At 59.9% G+C, this 22,184-nt stretch carries 20 protein-coding genes, 4 tRNA genes and 1 riboswitch; of the genes, 13 read left to right on the forward strand and 11 right to left on the reverse strand.

Features of this window, described 5'->3' with window-relative positions:
• The first annotated feature begins 63 nt into the window (after window positions 1-63).
• Window positions 64-1,161: a polyprenyl synthetase family protein gene (locus EDF61_RS06445; RefSeq protein ID WP_133833595.1), complete on the forward strand. Its 1,098-nt coding sequence runs from the start codon at window positions 64-66 to the stop codon at window positions 1,159-1,161.
• A gap of 83 nt (window positions 1,162-1,244) precedes the next feature.
• Here the strand turns inward: EDF61_RS06445 and EDF61_RS18745 are convergent, their stop codons facing one another.
• The 4 genes from EDF61_RS18745 to EDF61_RS06460 all read right to left on the reverse strand — a co-directional run bounded on the left by EDF61_RS18745 (window position 1,245) and on the right by EDF61_RS06460 (window position 3,967).
• Window positions 1,245-1,415 carry a hypothetical protein gene (locus EDF61_RS18745; protein WP_166650716.1) on the reverse strand — a complete coding sequence of 57 codons (171 nt, stop codon included), beginning with the start codon at window positions 1,413-1,415 and terminating at the stop codon, window positions 1,245-1,247.
• A gap of 183 nt (window positions 1,416-1,598) precedes the next feature.
• On the reverse strand, window positions 1,599-2,111 hold the full coding sequence (locus EDF61_RS06450; RefSeq protein WP_133833596.1) for an HIT family protein: 513 nt from the start codon (window positions 2,109-2,111) through the stop codon (window positions 1,599-1,601).
• Complete coding sequence (locus EDF61_RS06455; RefSeq protein ID WP_133833597.1) at window positions 2,111-2,545, reverse strand: hypothetical protein; 435 nt, start codon at window positions 2,543-2,545, stop codon at window positions 2,111-2,113. Before EDF61_RS06455 ends, EDF61_RS06450 begins: the two co-directional genes overlap by 1 nt.
• A gap of 18 nt (window positions 2,546-2,563) precedes the next feature.
• Window positions 2,564-3,967, reverse strand: a complete 1,404-nt coding sequence (locus EDF61_RS06460) for a PucR family transcriptional regulator (RefSeq protein WP_133833598.1) — start codon at window positions 3,965-3,967, stop codon at window positions 2,564-2,566.
• Window positions 3,968-4,081: 114 nt separating this feature from the next.
• Here EDF61_RS06460 and EDF61_RS06465 point away from each other — a divergent pair, with 114 nt between their 5' ends.
• From EDF61_RS06465 to gabT, 3 genes are all read left to right on the forward strand, one after another.
• A complete protein-coding gene (locus tag EDF61_RS06465) occupies window positions 4,082-5,689 on the forward strand; it encodes a sodium-dependent transporter (protein WP_105656903.1) in 1,608 nt (535 codons plus the stop codon).
• Window positions 5,690-5,691: 2 nt separating this feature from the next.
• The gene (locus tag EDF61_RS06470) at window positions 5,692-5,835 is read left to right on the forward strand and encodes a methionine/alanine import family NSS transporter small subunit (protein ID WP_105656902.1); all 144 of its coding nucleotides are present in this window, start codon (window positions 5,692-5,694) and stop codon (window positions 5,833-5,835) included.
• 206 nt (window positions 5,836-6,041) lie between these two features.
• A complete protein-coding gene (gene gabT / locus EDF61_RS06475) occupies window positions 6,042-7,385 on the forward strand; it encodes a 4-aminobutyrate--2-oxoglutarate transaminase (RefSeq protein ID WP_133833599.1) in 1,344 nt (447 codons plus the stop codon).
• A gap of 94 nt (window positions 7,386-7,479) precedes the next feature.
• Here the strand turns inward: gabT and rarD are convergent, their stop codons facing one another.
• Complete coding sequence (rarD, locus tag EDF61_RS06480; RefSeq protein WP_105656900.1) at window positions 7,480-8,418, reverse strand: EamA family transporter RarD; 939 nt, start codon at window positions 8,416-8,418, stop codon at window positions 7,480-7,482.
• A 238-nt stretch (window positions 8,419-8,656) separates the two neighbouring features.
• Here rarD and htpX point away from each other — a divergent pair, with 238 nt between their 5' ends.
• Complete coding sequence (htpX, locus tag EDF61_RS06485; RefSeq protein ID WP_105656899.1) at window positions 8,657-9,535, forward strand: zinc metalloprotease HtpX; 879 nt, start codon at window positions 8,657-8,659, stop codon at window positions 9,533-9,535.
• Window positions 9,536-9,785: 250 nt separating this feature from the next.
• The gene (locus EDF61_RS06490; protein ID WP_133833600.1) at window positions 9,786-10,382 is read left to right on the forward strand and encodes a hypothetical protein; all 597 of its coding nucleotides are present in this window, start codon (window positions 9,786-9,788) and stop codon (window positions 10,380-10,382) included.
• Window positions 10,383-10,497: 115 nt separating this feature from the next.
• On the opposite strand, the gene EDF61_RS06495 is transcribed toward EDF61_RS06490, so the two are convergent.
• Window positions 10,498-10,986 carry a YajQ family cyclic di-GMP-binding protein gene (locus EDF61_RS06495; protein WP_105656897.1) on the reverse strand — a complete coding sequence of 163 codons (489 nt, stop codon included), beginning with the start codon at window positions 10,984-10,986 and terminating at the stop codon, window positions 10,498-10,500.
• Window positions 10,987-11,168: 182 nt separating this feature from the next.
• Between EDF61_RS06495 and EDF61_RS06500 the strand changes: the two genes are divergently transcribed.
• Window positions 11,169-11,250, forward strand: a tRNA-Tyr gene (locus EDF61_RS06500).
• Between the two features lie 141 nt (window positions 11,251-11,391).
• Window positions 11,392-11,766: a thioredoxin gene (trxA, locus tag EDF61_RS06505; RefSeq protein ID WP_105656896.1), complete on the forward strand. Its 375-nt coding sequence runs from the start codon at window positions 11,392-11,394 to the stop codon at window positions 11,764-11,766.
• Window positions 11,767-11,790: 24 nt separating this feature from the next.
• Here trxA and EDF61_RS06510 read toward each other — a convergent pair whose 3' ends face one another.
• The gene (locus tag EDF61_RS06510) at window positions 11,791-12,753 is read right to left on the reverse strand and encodes a DNA-3-methyladenine glycosylase family protein (protein ID WP_133833601.1); all 963 of its coding nucleotides are present in this window, start codon (window positions 12,751-12,753) and stop codon (window positions 11,791-11,793) included.
• A gap of 139 nt (window positions 12,754-12,892) precedes the next feature.
• Between EDF61_RS06510 and EDF61_RS06515 the strand changes: the two genes are divergently transcribed.
• Both EDF61_RS06515 and EDF61_RS06520 read left to right on the forward strand, forming a co-directional pair.
• Window positions 12,893-14,257: a pyridoxal-phosphate dependent enzyme gene (locus tag EDF61_RS06515; RefSeq protein ID WP_133833602.1), complete on the forward strand. Its 1,365-nt coding sequence runs from the start codon at window positions 12,893-12,895 to the stop codon at window positions 14,255-14,257.
• Window positions 14,258-14,284: 27 nt separating this feature from the next.
• Window positions 14,285-15,442: a cystathionine gamma-synthase gene (locus tag EDF61_RS06520; protein ID WP_133833603.1), complete on the forward strand. Its 1,158-nt coding sequence runs from the start codon at window positions 14,285-14,287 to the stop codon at window positions 15,440-15,442.
• Between the two features lie 88 nt (window positions 15,443-15,530).
• Here the strand turns inward: EDF61_RS06520 and EDF61_RS06525 are convergent, their stop codons facing one another.
• Window positions 15,531-15,947, reverse strand: a complete 417-nt coding sequence (locus EDF61_RS06525) for a hypothetical protein (protein ID WP_133833604.1) — start codon at window positions 15,945-15,947, stop codon at window positions 15,531-15,533.
• 308 nt (window positions 15,948-16,255) lie between these two features.
• On the opposite strand from EDF61_RS06525, the gene EDF61_RS06530 reads away from it, so the two are divergent.
• Complete coding sequence (locus tag EDF61_RS06530) at window positions 16,256-18,175, forward strand: DEAD/DEAH box helicase (protein WP_105662540.1); 1,920 nt, start codon at window positions 16,256-16,258, stop codon at window positions 18,173-18,175.
• Window positions 18,176-18,267: 92 nt separating this feature from the next.
• On the opposite strand, the gene thiC is transcribed toward EDF61_RS06530, so the two are convergent.
• Together thiC and EDF61_RS06540 are read right to left on the reverse strand one after the other, a co-directional pair.
• Window positions 18,268-20,010, reverse strand: coding sequence for a phosphomethylpyrimidine synthase ThiC (thiC, locus tag EDF61_RS06535; protein ID WP_133833605.1), 1,743 nt, complete (start codon window positions 20,008-20,010; stop codon window positions 18,268-18,270).
• A riboswitch (TPP riboswitch) is annotated at window positions 20,007-20,114 on the reverse strand. It overlaps the preceding gene by 4 nt.
• A gap of 273 nt (window positions 20,115-20,387) precedes the next feature.
• Window positions 20,388-20,459: transfer RNA gene (locus tag EDF61_RS06540), tRNA-Thr, on the reverse strand.
• 534 nt (window positions 20,460-20,993) lie between these two features.
• Here EDF61_RS06540 and EDF61_RS06545 point away from each other — a divergent pair.
• A tRNA-Thr gene (locus tag EDF61_RS06545) sits at window positions 20,994-21,065 on the forward strand.
• 47 nt (window positions 21,066-21,112) lie between these two features.
• Window positions 21,113-21,189: transfer RNA gene (locus EDF61_RS06550), tRNA-Met, on the forward strand.
• 82 nt (window positions 21,190-21,271) lie between these two features.
• On the opposite strand, the gene EDF61_RS06555 is transcribed toward EDF61_RS06550, so the two are convergent.
• Window positions 21,272-22,048, reverse strand: coding sequence for a GTP pyrophosphokinase (locus EDF61_RS06555; RefSeq protein ID WP_286134123.1), 777 nt, complete (start codon window positions 22,046-22,048; stop codon window positions 21,272-21,274).
• Window positions 22,049-22,184: the final 136 nt, after the last annotated feature.

Here is a 22,184-nt window from a genome sequence, read left to right on the forward strand (position 1 = left end):
AGGCAGATTGCCTTCGCATACCGCGATGGCCAACCCGATGAAAGATAAGTAAGCCGTAGAACAGTGACTGATTCGAAGAGCAACTGGACCGCAGCCGGACACGACGTGTCCGACTCGATTGAGCTGAATCCTGAAACCGCTGCATTAGCTGCGGCCATCAATCTTCCCTCGGGCTTCGCTTTGCTGGCCGAGGACCCGGACTTCGGTCCGGCTATTTCCATCGGCATGGCAAAGGTGGAGAAGCTGCTGCGCGACGCGCTGGCCAACTCCGACCCCTTGATCGACGCATCCAGCCGCCACCTCGTTGAGGCCGGAGGCAAGCGAGTGCGTCCCCTGCTGGTGCTGCTGACTTCCCTGCTGGGCGACGGCGTGAATGACGATGTCATCAAGGCCGCTGCCGTAGTGGAACTCACCCACCTGGCAACCCTGTACCACGATGACGTCATGGACTCTGCTCCAATGCGCCGCGGTGCACCAACAGCTCACGAGGTGTGGGGCAACTCGGTGGCGATTCTCGCCGGCGACCTGATCTTCGCCCGTGCATCGGTCTTCGGATCCGAGCTGGGCCCAGAAGCAGTCATGTGGCAGTCGCGCACCTTCGAGCGCTTGTGCCTCGGACAGCTGCATGAATCCATCGGCCCGCGCGAGGGCGACGATGCCATCGAGCACCACATCCAGGTAATCAGCGACAAGACCGCGTCGCTGCTCTCCACCTCCGGAGCCTTCGGCGCCCGTTTCGGTGGCGCCCCGCAGTACATTGAGGTACTGCGCGAGTATGGCGAAAAGGTTGGCGTTGCCTTCCAGGTCGCCGATGACGTGATCGACTTGGCATCCACGGAAGCCGACTCGGGCAAGACTCCGGGCACCGATTTGCGTGAAGGCGTGCCGACCTTGCCAATTCTGCTGCTGCGCCAGGCAGCAGCAGAGGGCGACGCGCAAGCGCAGCAGGCTATCGAGCTGGTTGATGCGGATCTGGCCACCGATGAAGCACTGGCGGCCGCTGTGGAAGCTGTCACCTCGCACCAGGCAATCCATGATGCATGGAAGGCCGCACGCCAGTGGGCCGATGACGCGATTGCCGTCTTGGCTCCACTGCCCGAGGGCACCGTGAAGCAGGCGCTGATTTCCTTCGCGGATGCGGTTGTTACCCGCGAAGCCTAGGCAAGCTCGAACAAGCAAAACCCCGGAAGGCTGCAAAGGTCTTCCGGGGTTCTGTTTTGCCCGCGGCTGCTGCCAGATCCCTGCTAGAGCTGGTCGTTGCAGTTCTGCCCGTCGTCGGTTGACGCTTTACTCCCAGGACGATTCTTGCTGGCGGTAAAGAATCTGACGGCGAGAATGACCAGGCCAATGGCCACGAGGGCCGGGATGATGTAGAAAATAATCAGTTCGTAGGTATTCGGGACCAGGGGATTCATGTCTTCATCTTATGAAGGTCCTGACAGATGCAGTACCACCTCAGTGATGATATTCCTGTAAACCGGGAGCATGGCCCTAGTGCTGAGCGGAAAATGCCTGAGGTCTCCCATAAGTGGCAAGCAGGCCCCGGCAACGAATTCTCGTTCCCGGGGCCCGCGCGCGCCAGCGTCATGCCCTCGTGCTTATCGGACGATGTTCTCCGGGACCAGCGGCTGCGGATGCTCGGGGGAAAAGAGCGCTTGGCGCAGCTGCTGCGCTTTGCCGGCCCGATCCTGGATCGATACCCGGTGGCGCAGCTGCCGATAGAGCTCGTCATCGGCGTAGCGCGGGAAAACGTGCTGATGGTAATGCCAAACATGCTGATTGCCCGCAGGCTCATTATGCTGCCGAGTGCTCGTGCCTTCGGGATTCCAGGCGAGCTTCATCGCCAAGGCAACGCGCTTGGTCTCCCGCATGATCGCGGCGCCGGTCTGCTCGTCCAGATCGTAGAGCGCTTCCAGATGCGCGGTCGGAATGATCATCACGTGCCCGCCGTAATTGCCGAACCCATCACAAGCCATGATTGCTGCCACCAGATCTGTCTGGTAGATCAGATCCGTGGGCGCGCACAAGTTGTCCAGGCTGAAAGGCTGGTCGTTGACCAGCTCGCAGAAGGGACACTGGTAGTTGGCTGGTTCATGGGAACGGTGGAGCACTAGTCCTCCAATTCGGCGGCCAGCTCTTCAAACACCCAGGTGTACATGTCCAGGGTGAATTCGCTGAAGGTGCCTTCCTCGCTGGTCCATTTTCCCTTGGCATTGCTGCGGCGGTAGACGATTGGATCCGGAACATCGAGCTGGGATGCCTTGAAGCCCCACACGAACTTCTCTTCCTCATCTTCCAGGAACAGGAGGTAGCCGTCTTCGATTTCCAGTTCTTCAGGGTCGAAGAAGTAGTGGTAGGCCTCCATGAAATCCTCATTGTTGCCCAGAGCACGATAGAACTCTTCAAGGACAAATGGAATTGAAACCTTGGACTGCGCCAGCCCTTCGCGCAATTCTTCGGCGCTCAAGCCATCGGCTTCGTTCCACTGGTCTTCCAAGTACTTGGGAACCAGGGAACAGAACTTCTCTAGAAACATGTCTGCCATGTCTTTATCCTATCGAGATTAGCCCAGCTCAAGGGCACTCAACGCGATCCAGAGCTGGACTCGGTCGCTAGTCACATTAGGGTCGTAGCCAGAAAGATCGGAAATCTGCTGGATCCGGTAGCGCACCGTATTGCGGTGCAGGCCCAAGGACTCGGCCACTGCCCCCACCGAGCCATCGCGGTTGAGGTATTCACGCAAGGTCAGCAATAGGTCAGAATCGTGGGAGGCGTCGAATTCCTGCAACGGGCCCAGGGCTTCGATGGCCAAATCCTGCAGCGGAACATCGTGGGCGGCGAGCAAGAGCGAGGTGAGAGAAAGCTTGGTGGGTTCGTTGACCCGCTCTCCGTGGCGCAGGGACTCCAGGGCCTCGAAGTAGCTCCAGCGGATGCCGGTGGTATTCGGGTAGCGCCCGCCGTAGCCCACCCGAGCCGGAAGGCCGGCCGCGAGCAGATACTCATCGAGGTGCTTGATGGACAGCTGCAGCTTGCTGTGCGCGACAATGATCGCCAAGCGGCCATCTATGATGGCTGAGACCTGCGAGGACAGATCTGCGGGCAGTGGCAGAGTTTGCAAACGCTCGACCTGTGATGGAGCCTGCACCAGGATGACCGAGTGCTCACGCTGGGTATTCAAGCCAAGTGCCCCAAGGCGGCCAGCGGCATCGGCGCCAACCAGGGCGCCAGTGGCGAGGTCCTCGAGCACCTGGCCGTTGGCATGGCGCTGCGAGGCGCGCAGGCGGGATTTATTGGCCAGTTCCAGCCCGATCAGCGACTGCGCGTAATCGACTACTGGATGGTGGACATAGGGTTCTGCAATATGCAGGGTGCACTTATCACGCAGGCCCGTGGCCACTGGGCGCTCATTCCAGGAACGTGCAGGGTCATAGTCCCCGCTGATCACTTCGCCGTGCAGGGTCAGCGCTACCTGGGTGCCGAGCATTCGCTCGAGTTCCTCGAGCATGCTGTCCAGATCCGAGGAAAGCAGCGTCTGGGCCAGCTTCTGGTGGGATTTCAACAGACTTTCAACACGCTTGAGATGGTCGGAATTCAGTGCTTCGGCGATCAGCCGGGTAATTGCGGCAAAGGGTATCTGATAGGGCACCTCGAAGACAGGAAGCCCTACTTCGCGGGCGGCTTCAACGGTCGCTTGCGGTACTGAAGCGTGTTCCAGACCTGTACCGAAACCTAAAGCGACGGCATCGTTGGCCGCAAGGACTTTGACGAACTGCCGCTGTGCGGCTTTTGTCTTCTGGCGCACGCCGGTGGTCAACACAATTTCTCGCCCGGTCAGGAACTGCGACGGGTCAAGCAGCTCGGTCACCGCGCCCCAGGTGATGACCATGCCATCGCGGTGGGTGTGTTCAGTCAGCGGTCGAAGATCGAGCTCGTCATGTTCCAGAAGACCGCGTAAACTAATTGCCATATAGCCATTCTAGAGGGATGGCGAAAAGTTCCCGATTTAGCAATATGCTCAAAATGTGGACACGCGACCCCTAGAAATGACCACAATGTGAAAGTTTTGCAGTAGCTTAGACACATGAGCACTCCATCTTCATCACAGGGCGCTCCACTCGCAACCGAGAAGCGTGAGACTTTCAGCTCCCGAAAGTTGTTCATCCTTTCAGCGATTGGTTCGGCCGTTGGTCTGGGAAACATCTGGCGTTTCCCTTACGTCGCCTACGAAAACGGCGGCGGCGCATTCTTGATCCCATACCTGGTCGCAATTCTCTGCGCCGGTATTCCGTTGCTGTTCCTCGACTACTCCATCGGCCACCGCTACCGCGGCTCTGCTCCGCTGGCGTACCGCCGGGCCAACCGCAAGGCCGAGGTCCTGGGCTGGTGGCAGGTACTGATCTGCTTCATCATCGCCATCTACTACGCGGCCATCATTGCGTGGGCGGCCATGTACTGCTGGTTCTCCATCACCAAGGCTTGGGACAAGAACGCCGACGGCGCCGCCGGGTTCTTCATGAACGACTTCCTCAAGGTCTCGGAAAACGTCAACGTCGGCTTCGACTTCGTCGGCAACATCTTCATCCCGATGTTCTTCGTTTGGCTGGTGACCATCGTGATCATGGTCGCCGGTGTGAACAAGGGTATTTCCCGGGCAAACGCCGTCTTCATGCCGCTGCTTATCGTCATGTTCCTGATTCTGGTAGTCCAGTCGGTCTTCCTGCCGGGAGCTATCGATGGCCTGAACGCATTCTTCACCCCTGACTTCGCGGCACTGTCAAACCCTGCGGTGTGGGCTGCGGCCTTCGGGCACATCTTCTTCTCGCTGTCCGTGGCTTTCGGCATCATGGTGACGTACTCGTCGTACATGAAGCGCAAGAGCGATCTGACCGGTTCGGGCTACGTTGTTGCCTTTGCCAACTCAAGCTTCGAACTGCTTGCAGGTATCGGCGTGTTCGCGGCGCTTGGCTTCATGGCCTACAACGCCGGCAGCTCTGTGGACGAAGTTGCCACCTCCGGCATCGGCCTGGCCTTCATTGCCTTCCCGACCATCGTTTCCGAGGCGCCCCTGGGCGCGCTAATCGGTGTGCTGTTCTTCGGTTCGCTGGTCTTCGCTGGCCTGACATCGCTGATTTCCATCCTTGAAGTTATCGTGGCAGCTTTCCAGGACAAGCTGGGCTGGAAGCGTGTTCCGGCGACCCTGGTCGTGGGAATTCCTGTGGCCCTGGTTTCGCTGGTGCTGTTCCCGACCACCACGGGCCTGTATCTGCTGGACACCATGGACGCTTTCGTGAACCAATTCGGCATCCTGGCCTGTGCTTTGGTCATGGTGATCGTCTTCGGTGCAGGCCTGGGCATGCTGCCTAAGCTGGCCAAGCACCTGAACCGCCACAGTTCCATCAAGCTGGGTACCGGTTGGAAGGTCCTGGTTGGCGGCATCGGCCCAGCAGCTTTGGGCTACATGCTGATCAATGAAATCCAGAGCAAGATGGCTGAGTCCTACAGCGGTTACCCGGTTTGGTTCAACGGTGTCTTCGGTTGGGGCATGGCTGGAGCGCTGATTGTTGGCGCAGTCCTGCTGTCGCTGGTTCCATGGAGCAAGAACTCGAAGATCGATGATCCCGAATTCGACCAGCATCGTGCGAATGTCGAGGCGGAAGAAGTTCCTGAAGCTTCCGGAAAGGAATACTAGCCATGAGCGCTATCGCGATTGTCTTCATGATTATTTCCATGCTCACCATCTGGGGCGGCCTGGCGATCTCGTTGATCAGCCTGAACCGCCACCCTGAAAAGCACGACGACGATGTGATCGAGCCAGCTGGCTCGGCAGGCAACTAGAACCTGCAAGCAGCATCTGGATCGAAGGCCTCTTCGTTTCAAGCCCCGGCTTGGAATGAAGAGGCCTTTTCCTGTGCAGATGCACTATGCGACACGAAACGTGTTGTGCCGATCCGCGTAGTGGCCGGGCAGCCGGGAGAATACTCTCTAGTTATAGAGACAACAGGGCCAGTGAGCTCACGAATAAGTTATGGAAGGACAATCACATGGACGTTACCTACCGCATTGACCAGAAGCGCAAGATCAATGGTCCGTTCCCCGGCCCGAAGTCGCAGGAACTGACCGCACGCCGAGCCAAAGCAGTTGCTGCCGGCGTAGCTTCCAGCCTGCCGGTGTACGCGGCAGAGGTTGATGGCGGCATCATTGTCGATGTCGATGGCAACCAGCTGATTGACCTGGGCTCCGGCATCGCCGTAACGACCATTGGCGCCTCGAATCAGGCAGTAGCCAAAGCCGTCGCCGAACAGGCCGCGCGCTTCACCCACACCTGCTTCATGGTCGCTCCGTACGAGAACTACATCGAGCTAGCCGAGAAGCTGGCTGCCATCACTCCGGGCAACTTCGAGAAGCGTGCAGTCTTCTTCAACTCCGGTGCCGAAGCGGTAGAGAACGCCATCAAGGTAGCCCGCATTGCCACCGGCCGCCAGGCAGTAGTCGCCTTCGACCACGCCTACCATGGCCGCACCAACCTCACCATGGGCTTGACCGCCAAGGCCGCCCCATACAAGCGCGGCTTCGGCCCACTGGCACCGGAGATCTACCGCATGCCAATGAGCTACCCATACCGCGAAGAGAACCCGAACATCTCCGGCAAGGAAGCAGCCGAGCGCGCGATCCTGGCCATGGAAAAGCAGATCGGCGGCGACCAGATCGCTGCGATCATCATCGAGCCGATCCAGGGCGAGGGCGGCTTCATCGTTCCGGCCACCGGCTTCCTGCCGCGCATCGCCGAATGGGCCAAGGAAAACGGCATTGTCTTCGTTGCCGACGAAGTCCAGGCAGGCTTCGCACGCTCCGGTGCCTGGTTCGCCTCGGACATCGAAGGCATTGAGCCTGACATCATCACCCTGGCCAAGGGCATCGCCGGCGGCATGCCGCTGTCTGGCATTATCGGCCGTGCCGAACTGCTGGATTCGGTGCACGGTGGCGGCCTGGGCGGCACCTACGGCGGCAACCCGGTTGCTGTGGCCGCGGCTCTGGAATCCATCAAGTTCATGGAAGAGCAGAACTTGGCGGGCCGCGCCCGCGAGATCGAAGAGAAGTTCTTCACCCGCTTCGGTGCGCTGCAGAAGGACATCAAGGAACTGGGCGACATCCGTGGCCGTGGCGGCATGGTCGCAATGGAATTCGTCAAGGCTGGTGGCAAGGAGCCGGACGCCGAGCTGACCAAGGCCATCGCAGCCGAATGCCTGGCCCAGGGCGTCTTGATCCTCACCTGCGGCACCTACGGCAACGTGGTTCGCCTCTTGCCTCCGCTGGTGATCGGCGACGAGCTGCTCGAAGATGCATTCAACGTATTGGAAGATGCGATCCGCAAGGCTGTCGCCTAAGTAGCTCAAAACTGGTCCTAAACGGCGAATGCCTCGAACCTCCCACGGGAGATTCGAGGCATTCGCCGTATCGGCGGTGAGTGCGACCGGGCGTTCAGACCAACTTTTTCGGTTCCGGCATGGAGCCAATGCGTGGAGTTCGCATCATGTCCACGAGCACGAAGAGCACCGCAACCCATACCAAGGCGAAACCAACCCAGCGTTCGAATGGCATGTGCTCGCCAAAGACCAGCAGGCCCAGGATGAACTGCAAGAGCGGGGCGAGGAATTGCAATGAGCCCAAGGTGCTCAAAGGCAGGCGGCGAGCCGCGCCCCCGAAGAGCAAGAGCGGAACGGCGGTGATGATGCCGCTCGCTGCCAAAAGCGAGAGGCCAGGAACATCAGCCGAGAACAGCGCAGACTTCCCGTCAACGGCCAGCCAAACCAGATAGCCGATGGCCAACGGGGTCAGCCAGACGGTTTCAATGGTCAAGGACCCCAGCGCAGTTCCGCTTTGGCCCACTTTGTTCTTCACCAGGCCATAGAAGCCAAAGGAGAAAGCCAAGCCGAGGGAAATCCAAGGGACCTGTCCCAAGCCGATCGTCAAGACAAGTACAGCAACGGTGGCTATGGCAACAGCGATCCATTGCAGCCGACGCAATTTTTCTTTCAGGACGACGACACCCAGAAGGATTGCCACAATTGGGTTGATGAAGTAGCCCAGCGAGGCTTCCAGCACATGTCCGGTCAAGACCGCCAGTGCATAGAGAGTCCAGTTAGCTGCAATCAGAACACTAGCCAGTCCCAACTGCCAGATGGTCTTGGAATCCTTGAACATCGCAAGGAACTGCTTGACCTGGCGCGTGAACGCCAGCAGCAGCAGGCAGAAAACCAGCGAGAAGATCACGCGAACGCCAACGAATTCGAAGGCCGAGATGTCAGGCAGCAATAGGAAGTAAGCCGGGAGCATGCCCCAAATCAGGTACGCGGCGGTGCCTTGGATCAGTCCGTAGCTATGTTCTGAACGGATCGGTTTAGCGGTACTTACGGACATGCAGGGCGCACACTTTCAGAAACAAAATGGATCAAGGGAGCGGCCCACCGGGAAACAAGTTGTGGAACCGCATCTTAAAACTACAACGTTCCCGCCGTCTGGATATTCCCCAGGGCCGGCGGTGCCTGCCATTGCACGCGGCACTGTGATATTTTCACCGGAACATAAATAGAATTCCAGTCGTTGACTAGACTAGAGAACACCAACTTGGTTTGCTTCATTGAGGGAGTGCATCGCCGTGCATGGACATAACAACGGACTCAAAACCGCCTTTTTGATGGGCGGAATGTTTGCCCTGCTGCTGGCCATTGGCTCGCTGATATCTGCGGGCACCGGCCGTTCAATGTTCATTTGGATATTTGCCTTGATCGGCCTCGGAACTACTGCCTACAGCTATTGGAATAGCGACAAGCTGGCTCTGCGCTCGATGCACGCCTACCCGGTCAGCGAAGCGGAACAGCCGGGAATGTACCGAATCGTGCGTGAGCTGTCGATGAACGCGCAGCAACCGATGCCGCGACTGTACGTTTCGCCAACCACTTCGCCGAATGCCTTTGCCACCGGCCGCAACCCGCAGAATTCGGCGGTGTGCTGCACCGAAGGCATCCTGCAGTTGCTGAACGAACGCGAATTGCGCGGGGTGCTGGGCCACGAGCTGATGCATGTCTACAACCGGGACATCCTCACTTCTTCGGTCGCCGCCGCGGTTGCGGGTGTCATCACCTCCGTTGCCCAGTTTCTGATGTTCTTCGGCGGCGGCAACAGCAATGACAACCGCGGGGTGAATCCGATCGCCTTGATTGCCCTTTCCCTGCTGGCGCCACTGGCAGCGTCGATCATACAGATGGCCGTGAGCCGCACCCGCGAATATGATGCAGACGAGGACGGAGCCAAGCTGACCAATGATCCGCTGGCTTTGGCGAGCGCGCTTCGGAAACTGGAATCGGGGATTACGCAGGCTCCGCTGGCTTCCAATGACCAGAAGCTTGTCAACAGCTCGCACCTGATGATCGCCAATCCATTCGGCTCGCGCCTCAAGCGCATGTTCTCCACTCACCCGCCAATGGAGGATCGCATCGCACGGCTTGAAGCGATGGCTGGCGGACGCGGATACTAAGTGCAAAGCAGCTCCTGGGCTTAAGGCCGCATCTCATATGGAGATGCGGCCTTTAGCTTGTTTCGGGCCTTTCCCGTTGAACTGTTAGTTATCTACCCTCCTACTAAAGGATGAGGCGAAGATCTTTGTCTGTCCTAGTCAAGCAAAGATAGGCTGATCGTAGCGGCACCGAAGAGAAGACTCTCTGCCGTCTGATGATGGAGCAAGGAGCAAGGAGCAAGGAGCAAGGAGCAAGGAGCAAGGAGCAAGGATGCGAGACGACGACGCGGCACTTCTGCCCAGGCTTGGGGATGCCATAGCCGGTCAACTGGCCACCGGAACGGTCAAAGGATTGGCTTGCCTGCTTGTGGCCTGGATTTGCTCATCATGGATTGCCCTCGACACTGCTTTCGGCACATTCGCTATCGCGCTGGCGATCTCGTATCTCCTCTCGGAAATCCTCGGCGCCATCATCGTTCGACCGATTGTCCTGAAAGAACGCCGTCCCAACCCCGGGGGAGTGCTGTACGTCGTCCTTCCATTCGTGGTGTCCATCATGGTCAGCTTTGCTGCGTCCTATGCGGTTACCAGCTCATTGCGTGACAGCAGTTTTGTGACAGTGCTCGTTGCCGCATGCAACGCCGCTGAGATCCTCTGGATCAAACCATGGGTGCCGGGCCCTTCGCCGGAAGAAATGGCCGCGAAGTTCCATGAATTCAAAGCCATGACCAAGGACCACTTCGCTGATGATGTTGCTGATATCAAGCGGCGGGCCAGGGAAAGGACTCGTGAACAGTACTACGCGAAGAAGGCCCGCGAAGAAGCAAAGTGGCTGAAGAAGCAGAAACGCGACGAGGATGAGCGCTGATCCTTCCCGGGTCCATGCTCCAGTGGTGCGCAGAATAGCAGCGAGGGCTGCTTCCCATGATGAATGGGAAACAGCCCTCGCTGTGTATCACGCGATTTCTAACGCTGGGTCAGTCCTAGCGGAAGTTCACGAACTGCAGATCCGCTTCTTCGAAGTCGCGCAGCAGAGCCATGGTGGCCTGCAGGTCATCGCGGGACTTGGAAGAGACGCGCAGCTCGTCACCCTGAATGGTTGACTTGATGCCCTTAGGCGCCTCATCGCGAATCAGCTTGTTGATCTTCTTGGCGACATCCTGGGCAATGCCCTCCTTGATGCTTGCCTCGATGCGGTATTCCTTGCCGGATGCAAATGGCTCGCCGGCATCCAAAGACTTTAGGGAAATGCCGCGCTTGACCAGCTTGGACTGGAAAACATCCAGTACTGCGTTGACGCGCTCTTCCGAGTTGGCCTTCATCAGGATCTTCTCGCCGCTGAAATCAACTTCAGCGCCAACGCCCTTGAAGTCGTAGCGCTGGGCAATTTCCTTCTGGGCCTGGTTCATCGCGTTGGCGACTTCCTGGCTATCAACCTTGCTTACGACGTCGAATGTGGAATCACTAGCCATGTGAATACTCCTAGTTGAAACGGGTCTGATTCGCTTCATAGCCTACCGGTTTTACCCCCTGGATTTGGGGTGTGATCAGGCTTACAGCAAAAATGCCCCTCTCGATTTCACAACATCGAAAAACTCCTGTAGAGTTATTTCTCGTTCCGACAAGAGCAAATGTTCTTGAAGCGAACGTACTCGGCAGATTACCCGAGTGGCCAAAGGGGGCTGACTGTAAATCAGCTGGCAACGCCTTCACTGGTTCGAATCCAGTATCTGCCACAAAATAACTCCCGGATCCCAGGATCCGGGAGTTTTTTGCATGCGGAAGGAATGCACGGCAACCCGGATCTTTCCTATTCCCGGTTCCGAACAAGATCACCTTTCTACGTATTTCAAATAAGGATCGGCTACCGTATAACCATGGCAACGAAAAATGTGAGCGAAGACGACTTCGCGAAGTTGATTGAAGACAACGACATCGTCCTCGTGGACTTCTGGGCTGACTGGTGCGGGCCGTGCAAGCAGTTTGCACCGGTTTACGACCAGACCTCGGACAAGTTCAGCGACGTCGTTTTTGCCAAGGTGGATACCGAAGCTGAGCAGGGCCTGGCACGTGCAGCTAACGTGACCTCGATTCCTACCATCATGGCGTTCCGCGAACAGGTCCTCGTGTTCTCGCAGGCTGGTGCGTTGAACCAGACCCAGCTCGAAGATCTCGTCACCGCGGTCAAGGGCATTGACATGAGCGAAGTGCACAAGCAGATCGCCGAGGAAGCCGCGCAGGCTGATTCCTAAGAACCATTTGAGGCTTCGGGCTCCTTACCTCCGCCGGTGATCCAGCGGTGCGTAACGGGGCCCGAAGCTTTGTTTTTTCTGCCCCGAAAGCACCAGCAAGCGCACTACGCGTTGACGGTGCGGGGCGTATGGCGCCAATAGCTCCAGCATCTGCCCATCGCTGATTCGGGAACCGGTAAGCACCTGGCCCACGAAATCAGCCAGATGGAAATCTCCCACCGAAATATGGTCACTGGATCCGTGGGAGCGCTGCAGGGTTTCGGCAATTGTCCAGGGACCAATGCCCGGCACCGAACCCAAGGCGGCTTCCAAGGTGCCCGGAGCCTTGGCGGTGGGCCGTGCATGGTCCATTGGCTTCTCTGCCCACCACTGCAAACTGCCGGCAACCTGCAGCAGGCGTGCCATGGTGTTAGCCCGCTGTCCTTCAACGCGCGCCTTTTGCCAGTCCCAGCGCCTCATCGAGGCTACCTTTTGCGGTCCGGGGAAAATCATCAGGCCCTCGGGAGCCGGACCCGGAGCCCGCTGTCCCAGGTGGCGGATCAGCCAGCGCCAGGCATAATTCGCTTCAATACCGGTCACCCGCTGTTCCAAGATCGCCCCGGCGGCGTGCTCAAAGATCCTGCCGGTGCTGGGCAGAACGAAGTCCGGATGCAACGAGCGGGTGCGCGCGATAATTTCGGGGAACTGCCCTTCTTTGATCCTCGCGTCGAAATCGCTCCAGTCATCGAGCGCCCCTAGAAGGTTCGGAGCTGAGCCGATGGCCCAGTGGGCTCCGGGACCCCATGCTCGAAACGTTGCCGGGGCGGTGGGTGCGGGCTTGCTGATTTGCAGCGTGGCATCTCCGAACGGTGTTCCAAAGGCCAGCCATGCTTCGCTCCGGGACAGGCGGATGGTCGGATCTCCCAGTCCCCGGCGCAGGATTCCCAAAGTCTTGAGCAAGGACACGGGGCGGTGCGGATCGTAATCGGCGCTCAACGGCTTCTCCATGAATCGCATCCTATAGCCTCGTGCCTGCAGTAGCTGGCGGCAGGCTTGCCTAGCACTGATGAAAAGTGCCCGTCCACTGCGTGACGTTTCGCTACGTGCCGGAACGACATGTATGACAACCGCCGGTAAAGTTCTTGACATGAAGTATGCGTCCACAGTCCTAGATCTGATCGGCAATACCCCTTTGGTGAAGCTCAATCGAGTCACCGAGGGGATCAAAGCCACTGTATTGGTGAAGCTTGAATACTTGAATCCGGGTGGTTCCATCAAGGACCGCATCGCATTGAAGATGGTCGAGCGCGCCGAAGAATCCGGCCAGCTCAAGCCCGGCGGAACCATCGTGGAACCAACCAGCGGCAACACCGGTGTCGGCTTGGCCATGGTGGGCCAGCTCAAGGGCTACAACACCATCTTCGTCACCCCGGATAAGGTCGGCGAGGAAAAGCGCGACGTACTGCGCGCCTACGGTGCCAAGGTAGTAGTCACCCCAACCGCGGTGGCCCCGGATTCCCCTCAGTCCTACTACGGCGTATCGGACCGCCTGGTTACCGAGATCGACGGCGCCTACAAGCCCGACCAGTTCTCCAACCCGGCAGCACCCGACAGCCACTTCGAAACCACCGGACCGGAACTCTGGAACGACACCGACGGCAAGCTGACCCATGCGGTCATCAGCGCAGGAACCGGCGGCACCATCACCGGCACCGGACGCTACCTCAAGCAGGTTTCCGCCGGCCGCGCCTCGGGCCCGGTCATGATCATTGCCGCTGACCCGGATGGCTCGGTCTACTCCGGTGGCACCGGACGCCCATACTTCGTCGAGGGCGTCGGTGAAGATATGTGGCCAGGGAACTACGACCCATCCGTGCCGGATGCCGTGGAACCAGTCACCGACGCTGAGGCTTTTGAAATGACCCGCCGGTTGGCCAAGGAAGAAGGCCTGCTGCTGGGCGGTTCTTCGGGCATGGCAGTGGTCGCCGCGCTGCGTGCAGCCAAGGACCTGGGCGAAGACGACATAGTTGTCGTGATCGCCCCGGATGGCGGCCGCGGCTACCTGGCCAAGATCTTCAACGACCAGTGGATGCTGGACCAGGGCTTCACCACCGATGAATACTCCGCCTTGGACTTCATCGGCGCGGCACTTGCCAAGCAGGGCACCACCACGGTGGCTTTGGATACCACCCTGGCCGAAGCGGCCAAGGCACTGCGCGAGCAGGGCGATGACGCATTGGTCGTGTCGACCTCGCCGCTGCCAGCGCGTATCGGCGAGATCCGCGGTGTCATTGGCGCGGGGGACATCACCGACGCACTGCTGGCTGGCGCAGAACCAACCAGTACGCTGGCAGACCTGGGCGACTTGGCCAAGCCATTCATCGGCACCGCAGACACCCCGGAACATGCACAGGAACTGCTCAAGAGCCACCCGGCCGTACTGCTGACCAAGGGCGGCGAAGTGATCGCCGCGGCTACCGCAGCCGATCTCTTGGCCTACTCCACCCGCTAGAGACAACACCTCAAAGGATTGATATCGATGACTGAAAACCACCAGGGAGCAAACACCCGCTTTGTCCATGCGGGCCAGGAATTCGAACCGGTCACCGGCGCGGTAGTTCCGCCGCTGCACTTCTCCTCGACCTACGCGCAGGACGGCATTGGCGGCCTGCGCCACGGATACGAGTACGGCCGCGGCACCAACCCGACCCGCGACGCGCTGCAGGCGCAGCTGGCCGGCGCAGAATTCGGCACCCACGCCTTCTCCTTCAGCTCCGGCCTGGCCGCCGAGGATTCGCTGATCCGTGCGATCCTGCGTCCGGGCGATCACATTGTGCTGGGCAACGACGCCTACGGTGGAACCTTCCGCCTGATTGACCGCGTGCTGGGCGACTGGGGCATCGGCAACACCCCGGTGAACATGGCTGATGAAGCAGCGCTGGCTGCCGCTATCGAAAAGAACAAGGCCAAGCTGGTGTGGGTTGAGACCCCTTCGAACCCGATGATGACCATCACCGACATCGCCAAGGTCGCGCAGATTGCCCACGCCGCCGGAGCATTGCTGGTCGTGGACAACACCTTCGCCAGCCCATTCCTGCAGCAGCCGCTGACCCTGGGTGCTGACATCGTGGTCCACTCGACCACCAAGTACATTGGCGGCCACTCCGATGTGGTGGGCGGTGCGGTGATCGTCAAGGATGCGCAGCTGGCAGAAAAGATCGGCTTCATCCAGTTCGCTGTGGGTGCCGTCTCGGGCCCGATGGACGCCTTCTTGACCACCCGCGGCCTGAAGACCCTGGGCGTTCGCATGCGCGCCCACTCGGAGAACGCCGCACAGGTTGCCGGGTGGCTGCGTGAGCGCAGCGAAGTCGAGCGCGTGCTCTACCCGGGCTTCGAAGACCACCCGGGCCACGAGATTGCCAAGAAGCAGATGTCCGGCTTCGGCGGCATGGTGTCCGTCCAGTTCACCGGCGGAGAATCAGCGGCCCGCAAGATTGCCGAGAGCACCAAGCTATTCACCTTGGCAGAATCCCTGGGCGGCATCGAATCGCTGATGAACTACCCGTCGGAGATGACCCACGCTTCGGTGAAGGGTACCGAGCTGGCGGTTCCGGTGAACCTGTTGCGCCTGTCCGTTGGCATCGAAGACCCGGCAGATTTGATTGAAGACCTGGATAAGGCCTTCGCCAACCTGTAAGAACCAAGCGCAAAGGACCTGGGTTCCGCTGCCCGCAAAGGGCAACGGAACCCAGGTCCTTGGTGCTTTGAACGAAGTTCCGGATCGGCTACCGGCGGCGCTTGGCCGGTTTGGGATCCACGATCTTGAAATACCTGTTGCTCGCTGGCATCCACATCAAGGCCACGCTGAACATGATGATGGCCGCCAGCAGCGAATAGCGGCCGAATCGCAGCAACAGCGGCAGCGCGGTAATCAGGCCCAACCAGGACAGTTGGGCGCGCGCGGCCCGGTCCCCGGTGAATAAGCGGTAACCCAGCACACAGCAGGCAAGGCCGGCAGCGGCGAAAAAGATCATCAGCGCAATGGCTCCGAAATCCAGCGCGGAATCCTGGATATGCTCGTAAGCCAGGAAGCCTCCGAAGCCGAGAAAAAGCACTCCGGCTAGGAGCCATAGCATTTGGGCGATGAACAATCCGCCTGGGGTGGGCTCATCTGGACGTCGCGGAAAAAGTGGTTTCTTCACGTTCTCAACCCTACGTGCTTTGGTGCGGTGCCCGATCTCACACGCTCTCGACACTGACAATAGTGGCCTGTTCAAGCTAGCATTAAGTGTTCGCGAACATCAGGGTATCCCTCTCGCATCCAGCCCAATTTTTGAGGCCGGAGCCTTCTCGTGTTGTATTTTCCGCAAAGTGTGTGCGGGTCTTTATGTCATAGGGGAGCGCTTGATGAGCGTGACTTGTATCTGACTGTGCAGCCTATACGTCGTTTCTTTGGGGACGGCCAAGGCCTATCCCCTAACGAATGAGGTAATTCTTCGTGTCTTCTGACATGCCCGTAAACACCGACGACAACCAGACCCCGGAAGAGCCAACCGTGCTCTTCTCCGAACTTGGCCTGGATGCCCGCGTGCTTGCATCGCTTGCCGACCTTGGCTACGAAAAGCCATCGCCAATCCAGGCAGCGACCATTCCACTGCTTCTCGAAGGCCGCGACGTTGTCGGCCTGGCCCAGACCGGTACCGGCAAGACCGCTGCTTTCGCGCTTCCTGCCCTGTCCCGCATGGCAGAGCTGGCTGACACCAATGGTCCAGCCAAGACCCCGCAGATCCTGGTTCTGGCTCCAACCCGCGAGCTGGCCCTCCAGGTCGCCGAAGCCTTCACTTCCTACGCCAAGTACCTGCCGAACTTCACCGTTCTGCCAGTGTACGGCGGCTCGCCATACGGCCCGCAGCTCAACGGCTTGCGCCGTGGCGCCCAGGTAGTCGTTGGTACCCCAGGTCGCGTTATCGACCACATCAACAAGGGTTCCTTGGACCTGTCGAACCTGCAGTACGTTGTCCTTGATGAGGCCGACGAAATGCTGCGCATGGGCTTCGCCGAAGAGGTCGACAAGATCTTGGAAGCTACCCCGGAGGACAAGCAGGTTGCCCTGTTCTCGGCAACCATGCCACGCACCATCCGCCGCATCGCTTCGGAATACCTGCGCAACCCGCAGGAAGTTGCCGTGAAGTCCAAGCAGTCCACCGGCACCAACATCACCCAGCGCTACCTGCAGGTCATGGGCGCCCACAAGCTGGACGCCATGACCCGCATCCTGGAATCCGAGTCGTTCGAAGGCGTTATCACCTTCGTCCGCACCAAGATGGCTACCGAGGACCTGGCCGACAAGCTGAAGGCCCGCGGCTTCACCGCGGCTGCCATCAACGGCGACATCCCTCAGCAGCAGCGTGAGCGCACCGTTGAGAACCTGCGCTCGGGCAAGATCGACATCCTGGTTGCTACCGACGTGGCAGCTCGTGGCTTGGACGTTGAGCGTATTTCGCACGTTATCAACTTCGACATCCCGCATGACACCGAGTCCTACGTGCACCGCATTGGCCGTACCGGCCGTGCCGGCCGCTCGGGCGACGCGATCCTGTTCATGACCCCGCGCGAGAAGTACTTGCTGCGTGCCATCGAGAAGGCTACCCGCCAGCCGGTGACCCAGATGCAGCTGCCTTCGCTGGATTCGGTCAACGACCGTCGTATCCAGAAGTTCACCGATCGCATCGACAAGACCATCAGCGGTCAGGACCTGACCACCTTCCGCGAAATCGTGGAGAAGTTCGCTTCCGAGCACGAAGACCTGGACCAGCTGGAAATTGCAGCTGCACTGGCTCTGATGGCCCAGGGCGGCCGCCCGCTGCTGATGACCGAACCAGTCATGTCCCCTTCGAAGAAGGCACGCATGGATCGCCCAGAGCGCGGCGAGCGTAGCGAACGCGGTGACCGTGGCGATCGCGGTCCACGTGCCCGCAAGACCGCTGCCGAAGGCAACGCCATGTACCGTCTGGCCGTAGGCCGACGCAACCGCGTGCAGCCGGGCTCGATCGTTGGCGCACTGGCCAACGAGGGCGGCTTCGATTCTTCGGAAATCGGCGGCATCGAGATCCGTTCGGACCACACCCTGGTCGAGTTGCCAGCAGAGCTGAGCAAGGACCAGTGGCGTGCACTGTCCAAGACCCGCATCGGCGGCGAAGCCATCGAGCTCGAGCTCGACAATGGCCGCAGCCCGCGCCGTGACGACGAAGGCGACCGCGGTGGCTTCCGTGGCGGCCGTGGTGGTGGCTTCGGCGGCGGACGCAGTGGCGGCCGTGGCGGTTTCGGTGGCGGACGCGGCGGCGGACGTGGCGGTTTCGGCGGCGGCGGACGCGGCGGCAAGGATCGCTTCAGCGACTCGGGCCGCAGCGGTGGACGTCGCGACTACTAAGCCTGTCGCACGCAGCTGAACAGCATTGAATAACGCCCTTGGGGCAAGCCGAAAGCTTGCCCCAAGGGCGTTTTTCGTGCGCCGCAGGCTATTTACGGAGCAGGAGTTCCCACCGGGATCCCGTCCCCGAGATAGACCGTGCCGCCGCTTTCCAGGAACTGCCTGCTTTTCTGCGCCATCCCGGCCAGGGCGGCTTGCGCCTCGGCCGAGCCGTACTCGTCGCGGATATCCTGGGAGATGCGCATGGAGCAGAACTTCGGCCCGCACATGGAGCAGAAGTGGGCGGTCTTGGCCGGCTCGGCCGGCAAGGTCTCATCATGGAATTCCTGTGCGGTGACCGGGTCAAGGGACAACGCGAACTGGTCATTCCAGCGGAATTCGAAGCGCGCCTTGCTCAGCGCATCATCCCGCGCTGTGGCGCCCGGGTGGCCCTTGGCCAGATCGGCGGCGTGCGCAGCGATCTTGTAGGTGATCACCCCGGTCTTCACATCATCCCGGTTGGGCAGTCCCAGATGCTCCTTGGGAGTGACGTAGCAGAGCATCGCGGTCCCGTACCGGGCGATCTCCGTGGCGCCAATGGCGCTGGTGATGTGGTCGTAGCCCGGGGCGATGTCGGTGACCAGCGGGCCCAGGGTATAGAACGGCGCCCCGTCGCACAGCTGCTGCTGGCGTTCCACATTTTCGCGCACCAGATGGAACGGGATATGCCCCGGGCCTTCGACCATCACCTGCACATCGTACTTCCAGGCGCGCTTGGTCAGCTCGGCCAGGGTGTCCAGCTCGGCGAACTGGGCGGCGTCGTTCGCATCTGCGATGGAGCCCGGGCGCAGCCCGTCGCCCAGCGAGAAGGCCACGTCGTACTGCGCGAAGATCTCGCACAACTGATCGAAGTGGGTGTAGAGGAAATTCTCCTGGTGGTGCGCCAAGCACCAGCCGGCCATGATGGACCCGCCACGCGAGACCATGCCGGTGACCCGGTTGGCAGTCAGCGGGATGTAGCGCAGCAGCACCCCGGCGTGGATGGTCATGTAGTCCACGCCCTGCTCGCACTGCTCAATGACGGTGTCGCGGAAGATCTCCCAGGTCAGTTCGTTGGCTTCGCCGTTGACCTTCTCCAACGCCTGGTAGATCGGCACGGTGCCGATGGGGACCGGGGAGTTGCGGATGATCCACTCGCGGGTGGTGTGGATGTCATCTCCGGTGGACAGGTCCATTACCGTGTCCGCGCCCCATTTGGCCGCCCACTGGAGCTTGGAGACTTCTTCTGCGATGGAGCTGGTCACCGCCGAGTTGCCGATATTCGCATTGATCTTGACCAGGAACGCCTTGCCGATGATCATCGGCTCGGATTCCGGGTGGTTGATGTTCGCCGGGATGATGGCTCGCCCGGCCGCGAGCTCGCTGCGCACCAGCTCGACATCGCATTCCTCGCGCAGGGCCACATAGCACATTTCCGGGGTGATGATCCCGGCACGCGCATAGTGCATCTGCGTCACGCGGGCTCCGCCAACGGCCCGCAGTGGCGGGGCTGAGCGTCCGGCCCATTCCGCGCTGGCCGTGCCGCGGCGGACCGCTGAGCGTCCGTCGTCGTGCAGGTTGCGTTCGCGGCCTGCATAGGTTTCCACGTCCCCGCGTTCCAGGATCCACCGCTCGCGGAAGGGTTGCAGGCCTTGGGTGGGCTCGCTTCCCGGTCCGCTGGTGCGATATACCGCCAGCGGCTCGTTGGGCTGTCCATTGGGGGAGTCTGCCAATTGGATCTGCGTGACGGGAACAGAAATTCCCGCAGATTCACGGTAGGCAAGGGTGTGGGCAGGGTGCTGTTCAATTTGTTCCACTGGGGAAACTCACTTCCTTCGCCGGCATTACCCGGACAGGTTCAACGGTCGCGGACGGCGATAGCCCGATCTCAGCCCTTGCCAGGGCACCCGTGTGGTCGCGAACAACTTAGCACGCTTGCGAGGAGAAAACGCAAACCCAGTGGTCAGGGCCTGACATCAAGGAAGTGGGAAGGGCCGGCTGTGGCGGGCCAGGATGCTTTTCATTGGCCGGAGACTCTTGCCGGGGGCACCTGGAATCCGGGGCGCAAGACGCGGCCGATAGCCGGTGCTGCAGCTTGGGGTGCGCCTTGGGCCATGCTCGCAGTGGCTACACGGCATCTGCGGGATAAACGAAAAGAGAGGCAATCTGGAACCAGATTGCCTCTCTTATTTCGAGCCCCCTGCCGGAATCGATCCGGCGACCTCGTTCTTACCAAGAACGCGCTCTACCACTGAGCTAAGGGGGCAACAGGTAAATACTTTACACAGGTTTTTGAGGTTTGCAAAATCCGTCGGGAATTTGTTGCTGAGGTCACAATATTCCTACTCAAGACCGGAATGGGCGGCAAGGAGCTGTTGCCTTCCTGGCGGTTTCCAGCACCCCGGTTCACGGCCCGGGATCCAGCTGCCGGGCACCGGAGCCGCGCCTGGGCGCCTAGGTGGATCGGGTGTTGCCCAAGTGCCGCTCGGTCAGGGGTTCTGGAGTGGGAAAAGGTGTCAGCGTTCCGAAGTTCCAAGCGGGGTAATTCGATGCTTGGCCACCGGGGATGATCCGCGGGATTCTATCCTGCGCACCCGGGCAAATCCGCGATTGACCACGAGGAGCACTCCCGTGAGCATCGTCACCAGGGCACTTTTTGTCCCACCCTTCGTCCCCGGGGGTAGCGAGTAAGGGGATAAATAGCCATTGACTAGTGGTTTTGCAGAGTTCTCCGGGTCTTTTCCGGGGCGATCCGCCGATTTTTCTTTGCCGGGAAATCCGTGTAGAGTATTTACTCGTTGCCCCCTTAGCTCAGTGGTAGAGCGCGTTCTTGGTAAGAACGAGGTCGCCGGATCGATTCCGGCAGGGGGCTCTGAGTGAGAAGCTTTCTTGGCTTCTACTGGATTGCTTCTCACTTGTGGCGGCGTAGCTCAGCTGGTTAGAGCGCACGACTCATAATCGTGAGGTCCCGGGATCGAGTCCCGGCGCCGCTACCAAATCAAAGATCCTCGGCTTCGGCCGAGGATCTTTTTTGGTTTCCGGCCCCGAAGCAGCATTGTCGTTCGAGGCCATGAACGGCTAGTGATCCAAGTCCTTCTCCTGGTTCCCGTCCTTGGCTTGCTGAGCCAGCGACAGCAGCCCCTGGATCGCTGTCGTATCGAAATCCGCCTCTTGGCTCGGTGCCTGATTGGCATCATGGCCGTGGACTTCGGTATGCAAGCGCTGCATCTGCATGTCGAGTTTCGTCGCCATGGCCGCCGCGTCGGCAAGCTCTTGCACTAGATGTTCTGGAACTTCGCCCTCGTACTTGTAGAAGATCTTATGTTCCAGGCTTGCCCAGAAATCCTGGGCAATGGTACGGATCTGCAGCTCCACCACGACATCGACCGGGCCATCGGACAAGTAGACCGGGATCTGCACGATCGCATGGACACTTTTATAGCCGTTGGGCTTCGGGTTCTTGATGTAGTCCTTGATTTGGAGGACCTTCAGGTCATTCTGCGAGGTTAACGTGTTCAGGACCTTGTAGATGTCCTTGACGAAACTGCAGGTAATGCGCACGCCGGCAATGTCGCTGATGTTCTCGCGAATGGCAGGCAGGGACGGGGAGATGTTCCGGCGGGAGACCTTGCGCATGATGCTCTCCGGAGTTTTCACCCGGGAAGTGACGTGCTCAATTGGGTTGTAATTGTGCAAATACAAGAACTCTTCACGCAAGATCGAGACCTTGGTCAGCACCTCGTCCACCGCAAACTGGTATTCCATCATGAAACGCTGGAAATCATGGCGGAAAGCCTGCGTCAATCGCTGCAGCTCGGCCGGCGAAGGGGCGGTCTCGGCAGCTGCGATGGCCACTGCACGAGTCTTGTCATCAAATGGGACAGAAATCCTGGATCACCTCAGCAGATTATGGTCCGGCCCGCGGTACGGTTCCGGTGCAGTTCCAGCCTAAGGGCTTCTCCTAGGAATTAGGCCAGAACGAATCGGGAAT

This window comes from Arthrobacter sp. JUb115 (genome assembly GCF_004365035.1).
Classification (GTDB): Bacteria; Actinomycetota; Actinomycetes; order Actinomycetales; family Micrococcaceae; genus Glutamicibacter.

Excerpts from the sequence above, each read along its gene's own strand:
- EDF61_RS06510 (WP_133833601.1), bottom strand. The coding sequence starts at position 12,753 with ATGGAGAAGCCGTTGAGCGCCGATTACGATCCGCACCGCCCCGTGTCC.
- trxA (WP_105656896.1), top strand. The coding sequence starts at position 11,392 with ATGGCAACGAAAAATGTGAGCGAAGACGACTTCGCGAAGTTGATTGAA.
- gabT (WP_133833599.1), top strand. The coding sequence starts at position 6,042 with ATGGACGTTACCTACCGCATTGACCAGAAGCGCAAGATCAATGGTCCG.
- EDF61_RS06470 (WP_105656902.1), top strand. The coding sequence starts at position 5,692 with ATGAGCGCTATCGCGATTGTCTTCATGATTATTTCCATGCTCACCATC.
- EDF61_RS18745 (WP_166650716.1), bottom strand. The coding sequence starts at position 1,415 with ATGAATCCCCTGGTCCCGAATACCTACGAACTGATTATTTTCTACATC.
- EDF61_RS06460 (WP_133833598.1), bottom strand. The coding sequence starts at position 3,967 with ATGGCAATTAGTTTACGCGGTCTTCTGGAACATGACGAGCTCGATCTT.
- EDF61_RS06455 (WP_133833597.1), bottom strand. The coding sequence starts at position 2,545 with ATGGCAGACATGTTTCTAGAGAAGTTCTGTTCCCTGGTTCCCAAGTAC.
- EDF61_RS06515 (WP_133833602.1), top strand. The coding sequence starts at position 12,893 with ATGAAGTATGCGTCCACAGTCCTAGATCTGATCGGCAATACCCCTTTG.
- EDF61_RS06490 (WP_133833600.1), top strand. The coding sequence starts at position 9,786 with ATGCGAGACGACGACGCGGCACTTCTGCCCAGGCTTGGGGATGCCATA.
- EDF61_RS06530 (WP_105662540.1), top strand. The coding sequence starts at position 16,256 with ATGCCCGTAAACACCGACGACAACCAGACCCCGGAAGAGCCAACCGTG.
- rarD (WP_105656900.1), bottom strand. The coding sequence starts at position 8,418 with ATGTCCGTAAGTACCGCTAAACCGATCCGTTCAGAACATAGCTACGGA.
- EDF61_RS06465 (WP_105656903.1), top strand. The coding sequence starts at position 4,082 with ATGAGCACTCCATCTTCATCACAGGGCGCTCCACTCGCAACCGAGAAG.
- EDF61_RS06520 (WP_133833603.1), top strand. The coding sequence starts at position 14,285 with ATGACTGAAAACCACCAGGGAGCAAACACCCGCTTTGTCCATGCGGGC.
- EDF61_RS06495 (WP_105656897.1), bottom strand. The coding sequence starts at position 10,986 with ATGGCTAGTGATTCCACATTCGACGTCGTAAGCAAGGTTGATAGCCAG.